The 18,752-nt window shown below is 42.9% G+C and carries 13 protein-coding genes; 4 read left to right on the forward strand and 9 right to left on the reverse strand.

Annotation, left to right across the window (positions count from 1 at the left end):
- Positions 1–447 precede the first annotated feature (447 nt).
- The 4 genes from IKW96_RS12655 to IKW96_RS12670 form a co-directional block, all read right to left on the reverse strand.
- Entirely contained in the window at positions 448–4,527 is a 4,080-nt protein-coding gene (locus IKW96_RS12655; protein WP_296575475.1) for a calcium-binding protein, read from the reverse strand.
- A 2-nt stretch (positions 4,528–4,529) separates the two neighbouring features.
- Positions 4,530–5,981 (reverse strand): hypothetical protein, encoded by a 1,452-nt coding sequence (locus tag IKW96_RS12660; RefSeq protein ID WP_296575478.1) that lies wholly within the window; start codon positions 5,979–5,981, stop codon positions 4,530–4,532.
- Between the two features lie 315 nt (positions 5,982–6,296).
- Positions 6,297–6,671: a hypothetical protein gene (locus IKW96_RS12665; RefSeq protein ID WP_296575481.1), complete on the reverse strand. Its 375-nt coding sequence runs from the start codon at positions 6,669–6,671 to the stop codon at positions 6,297–6,299.
- Between the two features lie 200 nt (positions 6,672–6,871).
- Complete coding sequence (locus IKW96_RS12670; protein WP_296575484.1) at positions 6,872–7,171, reverse strand: hypothetical protein; 300 nt, start codon at positions 7,169–7,171, stop codon at positions 6,872–6,874.
- Between the two features lie 738 nt (positions 7,172–7,909).
- On the opposite strand from IKW96_RS12670, the gene IKW96_RS12675 reads away from it, so the two are divergent.
- The 4 genes from IKW96_RS12675 to IKW96_RS12690 all read left to right on the forward strand — a co-directional run bounded on the left by IKW96_RS12675 (position 7,910) and on the right by IKW96_RS12690 (position 11,324).
- Positions 7,910–8,779, forward strand: a complete 870-nt coding sequence (locus tag IKW96_RS12675) for an AraC family transcriptional regulator (RefSeq protein ID WP_296575487.1) — start codon at positions 7,910–7,912, stop codon at positions 8,777–8,779.
- A 141-nt stretch (positions 8,780–8,920) separates the two neighbouring features.
- Positions 8,921–9,667 (forward strand): N-acetyltransferase, encoded by a 747-nt coding sequence (locus tag IKW96_RS12680; RefSeq protein WP_296575490.1) that lies wholly within the window; start codon positions 8,921–8,923, stop codon positions 9,665–9,667.
- 119 nt (positions 9,668–9,786) lie between these two features.
- Positions 9,787–10,515 carry a DUF134 domain-containing protein gene (locus IKW96_RS12685; RefSeq protein ID WP_296575494.1) on the forward strand — a complete coding sequence of 243 codons (729 nt, stop codon included), beginning with the start codon at positions 9,787–9,789 and terminating at the stop codon, positions 10,513–10,515.
- Positions 10,515–11,324, forward strand: a complete 810-nt coding sequence (locus IKW96_RS12690; RefSeq protein ID WP_296575497.1) for an MBL fold metallo-hydrolase — start codon at positions 10,515–10,517, stop codon at positions 11,322–11,324. Before IKW96_RS12685 ends, IKW96_RS12690 begins: the two co-directional genes overlap by 1 nt.
- Positions 11,325–11,421: 97 nt before the next feature.
- Here the strand turns inward: IKW96_RS12690 and IKW96_RS12695 are convergent, their stop codons facing one another.
- From IKW96_RS12695 to IKW96_RS12715, 5 genes are all read right to left on the reverse strand, one after another.
- Positions 11,422–12,894, reverse strand: a complete 1,473-nt coding sequence (locus tag IKW96_RS12695) for an alpha-N-arabinofuranosidase (RefSeq protein ID WP_296575499.1) — start codon at positions 12,892–12,894, stop codon at positions 11,422–11,424.
- A 77-nt stretch (positions 12,895–12,971) separates the two neighbouring features.
- A complete protein-coding gene (locus tag IKW96_RS12700; RefSeq protein WP_296575502.1) occupies positions 12,972–13,844 on the reverse strand; it encodes a carbohydrate ABC transporter permease in 873 nt (290 codons plus the stop codon).
- A 13-nt stretch (positions 13,845–13,857) separates the two neighbouring features.
- Positions 13,858–14,745 (reverse strand): carbohydrate ABC transporter permease, encoded by an 888-nt coding sequence (locus IKW96_RS12705; RefSeq protein ID WP_296575505.1) that lies wholly within the window; start codon positions 14,743–14,745, stop codon positions 13,858–13,860.
- Between the two features lie 100 nt (positions 14,746–14,845).
- Positions 14,846–16,171 (reverse strand): extracellular solute-binding protein, encoded by a 1,326-nt coding sequence (locus IKW96_RS12710; RefSeq protein WP_296575509.1) that lies wholly within the window; start codon positions 16,169–16,171, stop codon positions 14,846–14,848.
- Positions 16,172–16,468: 297 nt separating this feature from the next.
- A complete protein-coding gene (locus IKW96_RS12715) occupies positions 16,469–17,884 on the reverse strand; it encodes a family 43 glycosylhydrolase (RefSeq protein ID WP_296575512.1) in 1,416 nt (471 codons plus the stop codon).
- Positions 17,885–18,752: the final 868 nt, after the last annotated feature.

Consider the following 18,752-nt stretch of genomic DNA (forward strand, 5'->3'; position numbering starts at 1 on the left):
GCAGATCTCTGATCTGTCTTTTCGTGCTGCCTTTTTTTAATAAATACTATCAGGAGTATGCTCGTTTATTTTCAAACATACTCCTGATTCCTTTTCATTATTCGATTAGCTTAATGACATTAACCTTCGGGTCTCTTTTTTGTATGTGCGATAGTGCTGCTTCGATAATAAAAACGAGCATTTCTTTCTTCATAGACTCTATGCATTGTTAAGAATCCTCGTAGCAATAGTCACTGCTAAATTTCCTTTTTCCTTTGCAACTTTTTTCTTTTCCCTGACCTAAGGGCGCACTTATATACCACTGATGTGGTATGTGCGCTCTGTGACTCGAAAAAAGTGCTGCTTAGTATTTCCGGTATAAAACCGCTGATATTTAAACAATCTAAAATTACATTTATAAAAAATCCGCAGGTACTATCAATTAATACCTGCGGATTGCTTATTTAATTATGCTGCCTCATCAATTTCCTGTTCTGTAACATCTGTTTCTTCAACAGAATTGTCAGAAACTTTTGAACCATCAGCACCACTTTCAGCTATATCTTCTTCAACAGAATCAGGTTCCTTTGTAAGAACAAGCTCATTTGTATCCCTGTCAACATATCCTTCTGCTCTATCTGCAAATATCAGTGTGTACGTAGAAGATGACCATGACCAGCTACCAAACTTAATTGAATCTTCAGTATCATTTATAATAATTACTAATGACTGTGAACTATCAACTGAAATTGTAATTTCATCAGATTTAATATCCTTAAATTCAACAAAGCTGTGATCACTGCCCCATTCACTGATAATATCATTGCCATAACCTTTTCCGAAGATATATGTATCTTCGCCATCGCAACCGCAAAGGTAATCATCGCCTGCACCACTGTCGATTGTATCGCCTTCAGAAGTACCATTGATCGTTTCGTTACCGTCTGTTCCATATATAGGGGCTGTTTTGGCAGTTATATCTTCTCCTTCAAGAACAGTTCCGTCATCAAATACAAAGCTGAATGAACGTCCATCTACACTTCCGAAGAAATTGATTATGATTATTTTGTCACCGGTATCCTTACCAAAGTTAATTGTAAGATCTCTGTTAGCTTCACGAATATTATTCATGTCACTTACTCGATAATCATGAATAACAATAGTATCATGTCCTACTGAAGCTGCGATGGTATCAGTGTCATAGCCTTTCGCAAATATATATGTATCGTCGCCGCGTTCACCGTTAAGGAAATCATCGCCTGAACCGCCGTCGAGAACATCATTTCCGCCAGCGCCCTTTAATATATCATTCCCGGTTCCACCGTTAAGATAGCTTGAATGCTCTCCATCTTCAATGGTATCATTTCCGTCCTCACCGAACATTATATTTGTTCCGTTTCTGCCAAGAAGAATATCATCATCGTTGCCACCATACATAAAGTCGATGTTTTCTCCGCCATAGATAGTATCTTTTCCATCTCTACCGTAGAAAATGTTGAAACCGTCACTTGCGTCAAGCTCATCGTCGCCTTCTGTGCCATCAATAACTTCTCTTGCGTCTCCGCCGCCTATAGTCTGAACATTATTATAAGACATAAACTCATAATTGAACGGATGAGATATAAAATCATTTAATGTAATTGTATCACCTGTGTATTCATTTGTGAGAATAAAGCTTCCATTTACTGAAACAGAAGAAGTGTAATCATCGACACTAAAATCATCAGTAAATATGATCTTATTATTGCCTTCTGTATCGTTTATGATATCATTTCCGTGATTAAAGCCGAAATAATATGTGTCGTTACCAGCCCCTCCGGATAGTATATCTGCTCCGTCTCCACCATAAATGAGGTCATTTGAATTACCGCCTTTTATTACATCGTCACCCAGATCACCAAATATTATATCATTATATGAGGAGCCATTGATAGTTTCATCACCGTAAGTTCCGATTACAGTTCTCGAATTATCAATAAGATTCAGTATATCCGAAAAATGCTCCGATACTGCACTGTATTTTTCTTTGAACTCATCGAAAGAATTTGTACCATTCTTGTCGTCAAGATAGATAAGGTACATTCCGTAATCATATACAGTTACATCTATATCCTGGTTAGTCATCATACCAATTTCAATAAATTCGTCGACTTTTTCGTATTTTACATATTTTTTTCCGTCTTCATTAGTCATAACATATGTAAACAAACGAAGATCACTGAATTCTGTACGGAAATTTACATAATTATAATATAAATCCTCTATTGAAGCATAGATGTTTTTTAATGTTTCTGCAGCAACAGAATTAGGATTCGTTCCACCAACGCCTTCAAAATCAGTTCCCATGAACTGTTCTATTACATACAGATCACGTGCATCAATATTGCCTCCGCGGCTGCTTGGAGCTATACCGTCAGCACCTGTTAAATGATAAAGAATATGTTTCAGATAATAACGCTTTTTACCGATATTAGTTTCGGCTCTGAAAGCATTAAATAATGAAGTAAGGCGTCCGTCTTGATCATTTTCAAGTTCATGTTCAAAGTTAGGAACATTTCCTACAGTTGCAACACCTTCGTGAGTTGTATTTACTGTATCAACTGGAAACCAAAATTCGCTTATTTTCTTTGTAGTATTATCACTGAATGTTACTAATGCGGATTCTGCTTCAAGGACATTTGAATCAATGTGAACAGTGCCATCACTTTCAGGGACAAATCCTATGTTTATTATACTGAGATCTTCAAGAGTTTTCATCTCATTCTTGTCAGTTTTACCGTTGTGATTGTAATCAAACCAGACGCTGAGCTTAGAGAATGCCATATCGTCTTTGTTGATAACAAGGTCATCATTTTCATTCAAACTTGCAAGGGCTTCAAATCCGTTTGATGAAATCTTACCGTTTGACATCATGAATTTATCGCCGAAGAGCTCACCACCGTTATCAATGATTTTGTTTCCATTAATATCATAAGCGAGGAAACCTTCTTCTGTACCTATCCATGCTGTTGTTTCTTCAAATCCATTGTTATCAAGGTCGAAGTTTACACCGTTATCAAGATTTGTAAGTACGATTTTCTCTTCATTACTAAAGTGAATTATAAGCGGATCACGTGGAGGAGTCTGCTTTTTGGCTTTATTGTATTCATCTTCTTTTTTCTTAATTTTTTCTTCAATTTCATCTTCGTCCATTGCTTCAGGATCTTCATCCATAGTAATGTCAAGTGATTCGAGAATCAATAATCCATCTTCATATTCTTCAATTGCTTTTGAAGTCTTGTCATCTACAGGAATCTTATAACACTCCCCGTCTGCCGCATAAACAGTTGTTGCCGAACCCATAATTACGCCGCACGCGATACCTGCTGCAGTAAGCTTGGGCACAAGTGTTCTTAATGAGCAATGCTTTAATTTATTTAAGGTTGCTGCAGTTAAAGGAGCCATTGTATATACAAAAATCACTGCTTCCATTGGCAGCAAAACGAAATCGGCTGGATCAACAACAGTAGTTACTGTTTTTGTCGTACTTTCAGGAAGAGCTGTCGTCAGTGGAATTGAAGTTGAAGCAGGATTTTCTCCAGGATTAGTGCCAGGATTTGTTGATGGACTCATGTCGGGATTGAGAGAAAATTGCGGACTGAGTCCGGGAACGACTGCAGGCTGAAATACAGGTTCAAAACCAGGCTGAAGATTTATATCATCCTTATATTTTTCAAGAAGCTTTCGTAAAGCGTCGATTGCTTTTTTTGTGGCATATGCCGTACCTAAACCAGGACCTATAATATGATCTTCATGCGTTCTTTCAAAATAATATACAATCAATGAATTATTATTGACCTCGTATGAGATATGGTATGTTACCTCTTCAATCCATGTAAATTCAGCATTGGCACAAAAGAGTTCCAAATTAAAAGTAAATGGTTCAGTTTTGGGAACAGTATTAATGTAACCAGGGTTATCCTTTTCACCTAAAGCATACTCCCCTAAAGGCTTGCTAAGATCAACGTACTTTTTTATTTGTTTTTCTCCGAGAACCTTATTAGGGTTGGATCTGTATGAATATGGTTTTACCTCCCAAAGGTCATTTATATCACTCAAACCATTGTAATAGGCCACATCTGCTCTTCCAGTAGTTCCTTTATCGCCTTCTTTTTTCTTCTTTAAGTCAGGATAATCTTTTAATTTGGGATTATCAGAATCTAAATCGAATTCCAAAGGCTTCTCCAGCTGTACAGACTTAAGACCAGCGATATGATCCTGCACTCTTCTATGAATCTCTCCATATGACAATTTGTCATAGTTAACGAGCTTATCCCATTTATTGTATTGATTAATATAGGTCATGTCGGCAACAGTTTCTTCTAATAACTCTTCATTGATTTCAGGTATAAAGCTGTTGAATGAAGAATGAAGAAACGGGTCTGTTTGTATTCTGATGGTATATGGCCGATCAAGGATTATTGCATTTACATTTTTTACAGGGATATAAGGAAATAATAATCCACATATCAAAGTAATGCATAATATGCGTTTTAATAATCTTTTCATTTTCACAGTTCCTTTTTTTTAAAATTTATTCCATATTTTTTTAGTACTTTACGGTTTTCTGCTTTCCTTCGCTCCAGTTCCTGCAAGGTCTGTTCATAAAAATTATGATTATTAATAACATAAGAGATGAGCTCGTATGCCTTATCATACTTATTTTCGACACGTTGAACCAAAGCGTCATATCTTTCCTCTGTGAAGTTATCAATATTTTTTTCTAAAGCGTATTTTGCATATGATAAAGTTTGTTCCTTGACATATTTTGGAACAAAGAAGGGATCTTCCAGTGCAAAAACCATAGCAGCATCGCTACACGAAGCAATGCTTTCTGGTCTGATTTTATCGCATACAGCAAAGTATTCCTGAGGAATATTAACAAGCTTCTGATAATATACAAATTCCTTCAAGCTGCTTACACTGTCAAGCACTTTAAGCACCCATTTTTTTACTTCAATCAAGGAACCTTCAACTGCAGAATACACCGATAAATACTTGGCTTTTTCAAATTGAAAAGTTATGATTTGACTTCGATAATTATTATCAAATTCATGAGGATTGGCTGCAACATAGAAATCAGCAGTATTTCTAAGCCACCAATTGTCTGTTTTATGATCGTTCAGGTCAATACACTTTCTGTAAAGCGTAAATGCACCTGAAAGGATACTTAACGATGAACCGTTGTCTGCAAGACATATGATATGAACTATATCATCATTGACTGCTCTAAGGAAACAAGGATTCTGAGTTTTAGCATAAACGAACCCCATCGGCTCAAGTTCTGCACCATAAATCTTTTTAAACGCTTCATTTAGAGAAAGCGCTTTTTCAGTAGCTTTTTCACCCTGAGACACTGTTATAGTCGATCTGTCTTTTTTGAAATCAAGAAAGACAACATTTTTATCACTCTCATCAGCATCTTCTGCCGCAAATGTAATATTACAGGCATCCATACCGATAACAGGCGCGAATTTTGATAAACCTTCTTCTACAAACACATAGTCACCGTTTCTGACCTCGTTAAACAGCTCCCAGGTGCTATTATTGCATAAAAAAGGCTTCCATATATTTTCAGACGGCTGCGGTATATCATCTCCGAAATAATCATCAGCTCGACCAATAGTTAATGTATCAGCTTTTTTACCATTCTTATTGTATAATTCTATGATAGCACAGTCGTTATCGATAACAACTGTGTTAACACAGATTGTCTCAAGCATTTTTGATATCCTGCCTGCATCTTTGTGAGATAGAGCGTTTCCTTGTTCATAAGCTTCTGAAGCTATAGTTACCCATTTGCAATTAACTGCAAACTTTAAAATATATGAGAGCTCGCTTTCATTGTTGTCACAGATTACATAGCCATCTTCATACATTTTCTCGCAGAATTTTTTTATGAATTGCTCTTTTGATAAGCATTCATTGTCATAGATGTGCGTAGATGTGAAAGAATTACCCATATAATACCTCCTTTCTTCTCTATATAATGTTATATTGCTGATACATTATTAGTATATTGTATAAGAAAAGCAAAGTCAATATGTTTTATTGCTTTCAATATTATTAATAGATATTTTTAAAATACAAACTGTTTTTTATGGATTATTTAACATTAGATATATAATATTATATTCGTAAAATTATTTTAGTAAATTAATTAAAACTTCTTTTCGCAGTGAGACTATATATCATTAAAGGAACGCTTAAAAATAAAAATCTCTGTGCATTTTTATATGCATGAACCAGAAAGAAAAAAATAACGCAGCTCTGAATATTTAGGCTGCGTTATTGGTGCAGGGGAAATTTAACGTATTTTCGTATAATTTTATAAAAGTGTTTTCATCTGGTTGATATGTACCAGTGCATGAATTCTTCAGCATTTCAGCTGTACTCTCAGCCATATCCTTGCCTACAAATTTTTCGCAGTTATCGAGCCATACCTGATCGTATTTCGGATCACAGATAACAGTGAACAGCTCGTCATAAGTTCCCTTTACATCTTCAAGAAGCTGATCAGCAGGTGAAAGCTTTTGGGAAACAGCCGCAGAATCATTTGATTCTAAATTTGACGTGCTGTTTTTCTTTGAGCCGCAGGCACACAGTGATACTGCCATTGCAATAACTGCTGATAAAGTTAGTAATCGTTTCATTTAATATCCTCCTTTTGTTATATTAAGCTAACAATTGTATCAAATAATAAGCAAAGAGCTTATTATCGCTCCTTGCTGTATTCGCGCCGTTGTATATATTATCACAGAGCCCCTATAATGTCAATACAACAGAATAAAATTTGTTATACTATACAAATAAACTGGTTTATGCTTTGAGTTTTTTATGGTTTACAACCTTGTTATAACATGAACGTTGCCCAGCGGTCATTCATTTTAGGCAGCAGAAGCACAAATATCTTTCCGCGGATACTGTATTTTTTCATTTCTTCGTTGAAGCTGTGCTCCTCTACAAACTCTATTCCATCTGTCAGGTCAGCGATCTCCTGTCCCGAATCAGTACCTGACATGAAATGTGCACTGGTATTTTTTACGGTATCGTGGTGTTTTTCGCTCTTCAGTATTTTTCCGTTGTCTACTCTTTCAAATCCCGCTCCCACATTCACGATAACCGTATCCGGAGCATTCCGGATAGTGATCACTCCTTCTTTTTTATGCCTTACAGTTTTTAATCAGTTAGTATATAATAACTTTAATAAAAGAATTATATCACTATACAATTACATTGTCAATACATTTCGTCCTACATCTGACACAAGTTGAATTATTTTCGGAGCTGTGATACAATAAAGGCACAGGATTTCCAACGGTCTCTGTCACAAAAAACTGTAAGATAACTTCATACCGTATCAGGTTGTTCGATCACCGCGATACTGAAAAGGGCAAGCAGATGTTCAAAAATCTCTCCGTCAAGTATGATAATTCCAAAAGCGTTGAACAATGCGTATTCGGAATTTATGAAAGCAGAAGCTACAAAGAATTATGTCCACGAACTTCATTTGTTTGTACATTCCGTTCTCGAAACTGCTTTTAAACCTGACGATTATAAATATAACGCGTTAGACGGTTCTCCTGATTTAATAGTTATCGGAGAGATTTTCGGCAATGGTGAATTGATATGTTTATCAAAATCAAAAACTCTTTCTTTGTTTTTGACCATGGTGATTTAAATTAGCAAAATGATTTCCGAGATATTCTAAAGGAAATAATAAGCATATCGGACGCGAAAAGCTCTTCATCTACAAAAATGCAGGACCTTCTAATGCATATGGTAAAAAACAAAAAATGAGCTATAATTCCTGACACAACAAGCCACAAAATATCAGGACACCTCACACTTGCGATGTTATAATAGAGTTACACTAAAGGAGGGAAAACGAATGAACTTAGCAACAGGGATACAGAAAGCAATCGACTACATCGAGGAACACATCACCGACGAGCTCGACCTCGCCGATATCGCCAGACAGGCGGCGTGCTCACCGTACTATTTCCAGAAGATATTCGGGATACTGTGCGATATCACCGTAGGCGAATATATCCGTAACAGGCGGCTCACACTTGCCGGCAGTGAGCTGAAAAAGCCCAACGTCAAGGTCATTGACACGGCTCTGAAATACGGTTACGAATCTCCCGAGAGCTTTACCCGAGCGTTCACACGCTTCCACGGCATAACGCCTACGGAGGCTAAACGCGAGGGCGGCAGACTTCGTTCATTTTCCCGTTTCAAGGTGCAGATCATTTTGAAAGGCGGTAATTCTATGAATTATAACATCGTAAAAAAGGACGCATTCACTGTGCTGGAAAAGGTGGAGCAGCACACGGTCATCGGCGAACAGAACCTGAATTCTGTCCCCGGATTCTGGGGCAGAGCCCACTCCGACGGCACTATCAATACTCTGCTTGAACACGCAGCAGACCGCACTTATATCTACGGTACCTGCTACGGCAACGGTCACACAAACGCCGAGACCTTCGACTACGGTATCGCTGTGGAGTGCGCTCCCGATACAATTGCTCCCGAGGGCTTCCGTGTGAACACTATCCCTGCGAGGAAGTGGGTAGTTGCCGAGTGTACAGGTCCTATGCCCGAAGCTATACAGCAGCTCTGGCACGAGCTTTGTACAGAGTTCTTCCCCACCTCGGACTACACTCCCACATACGAAATGGACATTGAGGCTTATCCCGACGGCGATATGACGTCCCCTGACTACAAGAGTCAGATATGGATACCTGTCGTTGATGAATAAACATCTGACTGCCGCATAGCCTGCGGCAGTTTTTTGTGAGCAACGGAATGTTGCTTGATATTCCTGCTGATATGTGCTATAATTTGAAAAACATATTTCGTCAGGCGGCAATTCTCGCACTGAGCCCGGAAGGAGAACGTCATGGAATACATCAGAGTTACAAAGGAAAACATCGAAAGCGAACATATCTGCTGCGCTATTTCCAGCAATAGTGATATACAGGTCTCGTCCAAGAAAGCGTGGCTCTCGGAGCGCTTTGACGACGGTCTTGTGTTCCTGAAAAGCACCGAGCGCGGCAAGTGCTTCATCGAGTATATACCTGCCGAAAATGCGTGGAACCCGATAGTTGCCGAGGGCTATATGTACATCGACTGCCTGTGGGTATCGGGCTCCTTCAAGGGACACGGCTATTCAAACGACCTGCTGAACGCCTGTATCGAGGACAGCAAAGCCCAGGGCAAAAAGGGACTTTGTATCCTGTCGTCCGCAAAGAAGAAGCCCTTCCTCGCAGAGCCGAAGTTTCTGAAATACAAGGGATTTTCTGTCTGTGACGAGGCTGATAACGGCATACAGCTGTGGTATCTGCCTTTCTACGACGATACAGAGCAGCCGAGGTTCAGGGACTGCGCCAAGCACCCGCATACTGACGAACAGGGCTACGTCCTCTATTACACGAGCCAGTGTCCCTTTAATGCGAAGTACGTTCCCATACTGGAGCAGACCGCAAAGGAACTCGGCGTGCCGTTCAAGGCTGTCCACATCGGAACTAAGGAAGACGCGCAGAATACTCCTACTCCCATAACCACTTATGCGCTGTTTTACAACGGCGAATACCTTACCAACGAGCAGATGAACGACAGAAAATTCATCAAGCTCATATCCAAATAAACGAAAATCGGGAACGGCTTTTGGAGCTGTTCCCGTTTCTGCTTTGAGGTAATATTCAGTACTTGACATAAGTCAAAAACAGTGATATAATCGACATAAGTCAGAAAGGAGATGTGCCTATGCCAAGACCTCAGAAGTCCCGCCGTATATGCTGTTACCCCGATTACTGGAGCTTTGCGCCCGATCAGGATACCGCAAACGATACGGTAACAATGTCCCTTGACGAATTTGAGACCATACGTCTGATAGACTATCAGGAAAAAACTCAGGAGCAATGCGCCGCTGAGATGAAAGTCGCAAGGACTACCGTCACGGCGATTTACGACAGCGCAAGAAAGAAACTCTCCGCTGCACTGGTGGAGGGCAGACGCATTGTCATTTCGGGCGGAAATTACACACTTGACAACACTATCTCGGAGGAGATAATTCAGAAAGGAAGCAAAATTATGAGAATTGCAGTTACCTATGAAAACGGACAGATATTCCAGCATTTCGGCAGAACAGAGCAGTTCAAGCTCTACGATATCGCCGACGGAAAGATAATAAACGAACAGGTCGTAGGCACAAACGGCGCAGGTCACGGCGCTCTTGCAGGTTTCCTCAGGAACGCGCAGGCTGACGTACTTATCTGCGGAGGTATCGGCGGAGGCGCTCAGATGGCTATGCAGGAGGCCGGTATCGCTCTCTACGGCGGCAATACAGGCAGCGCTGATGAAGCTGTTGCCGCTTTCCTTGCGAACGATCTTGCACAGATCTCGAATCCTACCTGTGACCACCACCACGAACACGGCGAAGGTCATTCCTGCGGAGACCACGGCTGCGGCAGTCACTCCTGCGGTAATCACTGATGAAAATAATCACCCTTGTCGAGAATACTTCCGCAAACGAAAGCTGTATCGCCGAGCACGGTCTGAGTATCTATATCGAGACTGAAAAGCACAGGCTGCTCCTCGATACGGGACAGACAGACGCAGTCGTGAAGAACGCGGAAGCCCTCGGCGTTGACCTGACCGCTGTTGATACAGTTATACTCAGCCACGGTCACTACGACCACTCGGGTGGTATCCTGCCCTTTGCAGGTTTAAATCCCAACGCAGGGATAATCATGCAGAGTTCCGCGGCAGAACCCCACTACAACGGTGAACGCTACATCGGGATTGACACGGATATTCTGAAGCTGCCGAATGTTCGGCTAATAGACGGCGATGTGCGGCTTGACGACGAGCTGTTCCTGTTCAGCGGAGTTACAGGCAGAAGGTGCTATCCCCAGGGCAACAGGAAGCTGTCCTGCATTCGTAACGGCGAAAAAGGCGAGGACGATTTTTGTCATGAGCAGTGCCTTGTCATCACGCAGAACGGCAAGCACTGGCTGCTGTCGGGCTGCGCTCACAACGGTATACTCAATATCCTTGACCGTTACAGGGAGCTTTTCGGCAGCGAACCCGATTACGTTCTCAGCGGATTCCACATGATGAAGCGCGAGGGCGAGCACACCGAAGCCGAAAAGGCTGTCATAGTTCAGACGGCTCGGGAGCTGACAAAGCTGAACACTGTTTTTTACAGCGGACACTGCACGGGCGAACCTGCCTTTGAGCTGATGAAAGAAATAATGGGCGAAAAACTCATCGCTCTGCACAGCGGAGAACAAGTTGTATAAAATCAAAACGGGAACAGTTTTAAAAAAACTATCCGGCATTTATTATCTTTTCACTATTTATGAAAAAAACCGCAGAGCTTTCGCTCTGCGGTTTTTTTTACTTAGCAGTAAATTTTATCATATTCCATGAGCGCGGAGGGAGACTGACCCCGCCGCTTACTTCCTGCTGCACAGGTGAGACCGCATCGGGCTCATCTGCACTGTTGCAGCGTTTCATATCATCGTCTGTCAGAACTGTATGAGATACGATATTGTACCCCTCAAATCCGTTGAGTTCAAGCTCACAGCTCTCATCAGCCGAGCGGTTGACTGCAAACAGAGCGACATCACTGCCGTTCTCTACAGTGATACAGTCTATATACGGCACATTGCTGTGCTTTTTTGTATCATAGCTGCCGCATTCGCAAGCAGTACGCAGTACCTTTCCTCTTCCGTTGACTGAACAGTGAAGAAACGGGTAATAAATGGTCTGCACCCATAATCTTCCGCCTGTCTCGGTCATGATCGGTGCGATTACATTGACAAGCTGTGCAAGGCAAGCGACCTTGACCCTGTCACAGTGACGCAGGAGCGTGATAAGCAGACAGCCTACAACAAGCGCGTCCTCAACGTTAAAGATGTCCTCTAAAAGCGGCGGAGCGATCTGCCAGGGCTCCATATGCTTATCCTGTTCCATGCTGTGGAACCAGATGTTCCACTCGTCAAAGGAAAGCATAATATCCTTATCGGACTTCTTCTCCGCTTTTATCTCATCGCATATCTTTGCAGTATCTATGATAAACTGCTCCATATCCATTGACGACGCAAGGAAATCTGCGGTGTCATTGTCAGGGTTACCATAGTAGCTGTGCATGGAAAGGTAGTCCACATGGTCGTAGCACTCGCGAAGCACCGTTCTTTCCCATTCGCCGAAGGTAGGCATGGTCGGAGCCGAGCTGCCGCAGGCAACAAGCTCGATGGAAGGATCGGTCAGCTTCATCAGCTTTGCGGTCTCACAGGCGATACGTGCATATTCCTGTGGGGTCTTGTGACCTATCTGCCAGTTTCCGTCCATCTCGTTTCCCAGGCACCACAGCTTTATGCCGAAGGGTTTGTCAAAGCCGTTTTTCCGGCGCAGATCAGCGTAATATGTATCTGTGTCGAGGTTGCAGTACTCAACGAGATTCCGCGCCTCGTCCGCACCACGCGTACCGAGATTGACCGCCATCATTATTTCAGCGCCTGCACGCTTTGCCCATTCCTGAAACTCGTCAATGCCGACTTCATTGGTCTCGATGCTGCTCCAGGCAAGTTCCAGCTTTCGCGGACGCTTTGACCTGTCGCCTATACCGTCCTCCCAGTTGTAGCCTGACACGAAATTTCCGCCGGGGTAACGCACAACAGGTACCTTCAGCGTCTTTACAAGCTCCATTACGTCCCTGCGGAAGCCCATATCGTCAGCGCTTTCATGCGACGGCTCATAGATACCGCCGTAGACCGCGCGTCCGAGATGCTCGATAAAGGAGCCGTATATCCTCGGATCGATATCACCTATAATATCCGAGGCATTGATAGTTATTTTTGCTTTCATTGCTTAAACTCCAGATCGTATTTATAAAATTATATCCGGTCTCACCATAACAAATATGGCGTCACCTGTTTAAAATATCAGCCCTTTACAGCACCTGCAGTCAGACCGTCAACGATCTTGTTGGAGAATGCACAGTAAACTATTATAGTAGGAATGATCGCGATTATAATTGCCGCAAACATCTGCGAATAGTTCGTATTATAAGGTCCGACGAACTTTGACAGCGATACGGGCAGTGTCTTCTTGGCGTCATCAGAGATGAATACCATAGCAAGAAGGAGCTCGTTCCAGTTGCCGACGAAAGTCATAAGTCCGGTTACAAAAAGACCTGTTCTGCTCAGCGGCAGACATATTTTGAAGAATATCTGGAAGATATTCGCGCCCTCTATGCAGGCGCATTCGATAAGTTCATTCGGAATGCCCTTGAAGAAACCTGTCATGATGAATATAGTTATCGGAAGCGAGAAAGTAAGATAAGGAAGTATAAGTCCTAAAAGGGAATTTGAAAGGCCCATCTTTGCAAATCTTGTGAAAAGAGGGATAAGTACGCAGTGGATCGGTATCATCATACCTGTCAGGAAATAGGTCATAGCAAGCTTTGCGCCCTTCCAGCGCATACGGGCAATGCCGAACGCAGCCATAGAGCCGATGATAGCGCTGAGTATCAGAGCGGTAACGCACACGATGAATGAGTTTAGCGTAGCTATGCCAAGCTTTCCTGCTGTCCATGCAAAGGAAAAGTTATCGAATGTTATGTGCTCGGGGAGCGCAAAAGGAGCGGTAAATATCTCCTTATTGGTCTTGAACGATACATTCAGCACCCACAGCAGAGGGAAGATGTAAGTAATTGATATCAGCACCAGAAATACATATATCGCTATCTGTACCGGTGAGAGCTTTTTCGTGGAGGCAGAGTCCAGATCAGCTGTTAATGGTTTTGAATAACTCATTGTCTGTGCCTCCTTACATCTCGTACTGTTCGGTCTTTACGACCTTATTGATAAACAGCGTTACCAGCAGACAGAGTACAAGCAGTACTACACCTATCGCACTTGCATAGCCGTATTTGAAATACTTGAAGCCCTGCTGATAGAGGTGAGTTGCAAGGACCTCTGTTTTGTGGTTCGGTCCGCCTTCTGTCATGTTGAATATAAGATCAAAGAACTTCAGCGAGCCGATCGCATTGAGCGATAAAGCTGTAGCTACCATAGGCTTGATCAGCGGGAGCGTTATGTATCTGAATGTCATAGGCTTTGTACAACCGTCGATGTAGCTCGCCTCCATAAGAGACTTGCTTATACCTGAGATCTGAGCCATATAAAGCATCATTGACTGACCTACATACTGCCAGAGGGCAACAAAAGCTATTACCCACATAGGAAGGGTGATAGAGCCTTTTGTATCCATCAGCCAGAGAGGGGGCTCCTCAACGCCCATTTTTTCAAGGAGCTGGTTGATACCGAGCTTCGGGCTGAATATGAACATCCACATCAGACCAAGGGCTGCCGAAGAAAGTACGCAGGGGAGATAGATTATGTTCTTGAACAGATTTCGCCCCTTGTTTATGTTTGTCAGAACAGCTGCGTAGATAAGACCTATGAGAAGCTGTGACACACAAGAGAAGACGAGGAAGAACATTGAGTTCTTGAGAGCAATGCCGAACGTTTTATCGGAAAGCAGATTCTTGTAATTGTCAAGTCCGATAAAAACGGGAGCAGTCATGCCCTTGTAATCACAGAATGAATAATACACCGACTGAACGATCGGTATAAAAAGCACCAGAGTGAACAAAAGGAAAGCGGGAAGCATGAAAACAAGTATGGATTTCTTGTCCCTAAGCATTTTATCCATCCTGGATCAACTCCTTTCAAATAATCGATTTTGAATAATTAAAACAAATAGGGGCGCAGGGTACGCGCCCCTATATTGATTTTTAGTAATGAGTCAGAAATTACTTTCTGCAGTTAGTCTTGTAGTAATCCTCCATGTCCTTTGCAGCTTCTGCAGGAGTCATGTCGCCGAGGAATACAGCAACCATTGTGTCGTCGAAGTGAGCACCTGTCTCAGTTGTAGGCATTGATTCGTTGTAGAAGCCGAATGTACCCTTTGCGCCCTTGAATACGTCCATAACGTATGAAAGCTGCTTAGGAGCTACTGATTCGTCATACTGAACCTTTGTTACAGGGATCTTACCGCCTTTTTCAGCTGTGTACTTCTGAGCTGTGTCATCTGTGAAGTACTTGATGAGAGCTGCAGCAGCTTCAGGATTCTTTGTGCTTGAGCTCATGCAGAGTGAGTCTGACTTAGCGATGATCCTTTCAACGCCCGGGAACTGGAATACGCCGCACTTGGACTCAAACTCGGGGTTTGAACCGTTGATCTGACCGATTACCCATGAACCCTGGATAAGGATAGCAGCCTCTTCGTTGTAGAAGTTAGCTGTAGCAACGTCGTTTGTATCGCCGGCTGCTGTTCTCTGGAAGTACTTGGAGAACTCAACGAGCTTGTTGCCTACGTTCTCGAGCTTGCCGTCTTCCCATGAAGCGGAACCGTCAGCGAGCTTGGGAAGTGAAACGCCCTCTGCCTCACAGAGGTAACCTGCTACCATTGAGAGGCACCATGCAGTACCTGCGGAAATAGTTACAGGAGTATAGCCTGCTGTCTTGAGCTTGTCGCAAGCTGTGATCATTTCGTCCCAGTTTGTCGGGACCTTTGCGCCTGCCTTCTCAAACATCTCTGTATTGTAGAAGCAGCAGGCAGCTGCTGTGTTAAGCGGAACAGCGTAGATCTTTCCGTCGTATGTCTGCTGTGTGAATACAGCGTCGCTTGTGAATGTATCCTTCCAGCCGTCCTTGTTGAGGTATTCATCAAGGGGAGCTGCAACGCCGGGCTCAACATAGTCTGTGAGCTGCGGGCCGGGGCTTACGATAAATACGTCAGGTGTTTCACCTGCTGAAACAAGTGCATTGAGCTTGTTGTAGTATTCTTCAAGGTTTGTGGTAATGGGCTTTACACGATACTTGCCCTCATAATCCTTGTTGAATCTCTCGATAGTCTGCTTGTAGCCAAGAGAGATAAGATCCTCGGTAGCGTCAAGGTCGTCCCAGAACATCCATGTGATCTCCTGAACATCGTCCTTTTTTGCGGAATTGCCTGCATTTGTAGCATTATTGTTGGCAGAACCGCCTGATTCGTTTGTGTTACCACCGCAGCCTGTAAGTGTAGTAGCGAACATTGCTGCTGTCATAAGTGTTGCTAAAATTCTTCTTTTTTTCATACCATTACCTCCTGAATATGTGCCGAACGATACATAACTTCATAATTGTCATATCCATATGCCGTCCGACTGATTTTACGGTTGTACCGAATTATGTATGGCACCGTTTTTGGTGTCCTTGTAAATTTTACCATATTATATACAGTTTGTCAATAAATATCTGTAATAAAGGCAATAAAAGATTAAAAGCCATGCTTTTTCATATATTTTTCGCAAAATTTGGTTAGACAAACCAAAAAATTAACCGTTTTGTAACGCTTTTTTAACGTATTTTTTCATTTTGTTACTGCGTCCGAATCATTCCAGAGCGAACGAACCGAGGGACAGCGAGCAAAGATCCGAGCTGCCTTTTTCCTTGAAGGTGAACCATACAGCATTCACACCGTCGGGTATCCTGATATCGGCAGTGTATCTTTTCCATACGTTGCTGTTTTCGATCTCTATCTCGCCGAGCTCCTCACCGTCCCAGGCAGTCTTTACGGCAAAGCTGCCGTTTCCGTAGCCCCTTGTAGTAATGCTGACCCTGGTAATTCCCTTGCAGTCGAAATACTTGAAGCCTATGTTGGTTCCGTCTTTGATATTATAGATGTATCCAGTCTCCTCGTCACCGTCCCTGCCGTCCTGCATTATACGCGGAGCATTGAGGTCGCCGATATAGACCTCGGGCTTCCTGCCGAAAATATTGCAGGCGATATAAGCAGGGTATTCGCCCCTGCCACTGAGAGGACCGCCGTTGAGTCCGCAGGACGTTATCTCAGCCTGACCGAAACTGCCGTCGGCATTGAGAGTGAGCTTCTCCGCACAGCCCTGCCTGGAGAACCATGTACCGTTGGTATGTCTGTGATAGAAAACATACCACTCACCGTTTATCCCGATTATGCTTCCGTGGTTGTTGGCACCGCGGCAGGCAGGCATATCCGCAGGCTTGTAGGTGCCGATATGCAGGTCGGTGTTGCTGACAAGCACTTCGCCGTATTCAAATCCACCCAGCGGCTCATCGCTGACAGCGTAGCAGAGCTCGTGCATGACTTCCGAGGAATATATGAAATAATACTTGCCGTTGACCTTGCGTATGGACGAAGCCTCGAAGAAGGCGTGTCCCTCGAACTGAGTGCCTGCGCTGTAACAGCTGCCCGGCACTATGACCTTCGGCTCAGTGATAACAGTCAGCATATCCTTATCAAGTGTGACCGCCTTTGAACCTGTTCTGGACTTGTCGCCCCCGGGACAGAAACCGCTGTACATATAGGTCTTGTCTCCCTCGGTGATGACTCCCGGGTCGAACTGTGGCTCGTCGCCCTCTCTCTCTCCGAGGCGCGTACCGTCAGGATAGTGAACATAGCCGTAGAACTCATACTTTCCCGCAGGCTCATCACATACCGCAACAGACATAACCCCCACCTTGTCAAGTACATAATAGAGGTAGTACCTTCCGTCGGGACCGACTGTTACGTCAGGTGCATAAAGGCACATATGACCGTCCCTGTTCATGGGGTCGGCGTTTCTGGGGTAGATAACGCCCTCATATCGCCAGTTTCCGAGGTCGTCAACTGGTGCGGACCAGCACACGTAGTCACCCATACAGAATACATAGCCGTTCCAGAAATCGTGAGAACCGTAGATGTATACACGGTCTCCGAATACATAGGGTTCGCCGTCGGGTATGTACTCCCAGCTGGGAAGATATGGATTGAATGCCTGTTTTCTGCTCATAAAAAACCTCCTTATTCCATTGCGCCGTCATGTCGGCGCCTTTATAATGAAACATTTAGTATCATACTGAAAACATTTTAACATCAAAACGCACAAATTGCAATGCAGAACAAGCAAATTTCTGACCGTTTTTTGCTGTATTTATGTACAACTTCACTGTTTTTTCATATTTGTTATGTTAGACAGGGGAATATTACAAATTCATTTACCTCGGTAATAAAAATTTTTTCAAAAAAATTGTTACACTTTGAACTTCCCGTGCGTTAATATAAGTAGATGCAGCTTTGCATTTACATCTGTTCAAAAGCGGCACAGCCTGTGACATGGTGGTTGGTCATGTGCGGAAAGCAGACGGGACAACGCTTTTTAAGCTGCTTGAGACAGTGTGAATGCAATTGTCTGCATAATAAAACAGGATTGGGAACGGGTAAGAGATATGAGCCCTGTTCCGTAACAGGGCTCGATAAATCATTACGGGAGGTGTGCTTTTAAAACTGCGGCAGACAGCTTTTCTGTACTGCATACAACACAGAAGCGGGATTGGATAAAAAACGGATATACTATTAAAGAAGAAACAATAACGATGAAAATGTCTCAGAGAAGCTGCACCTTCTCAAAGATTTTCGCACACAGTTCTTTTTGCTTTTTTGATTTTTGATTTGTAATAAATTCACTCTCTTTCTATTATTTTATATCGCATACAGCGGACAGGCGGAAACTTCATTTGCGGAGTATCCGCCTGCTTTTTATTTCTTCAGCAGCCTGTCCCTGTATCAACTGTTTGCCGCGGCTGTTCTTATGAGCCGTTTTCCCACAATCTACAAAGTTTTTCACTCAAAAATAAAAAAAGGCAAAAAAAGTGTTGCGC

This window comes from Ruminococcus sp., from assembly GCF_017549005.1.
Taxonomy (GTDB): domain Bacteria; phylum Bacillota; class Clostridia; order Oscillospirales; family Ruminococcaceae; genus Ruminococcus.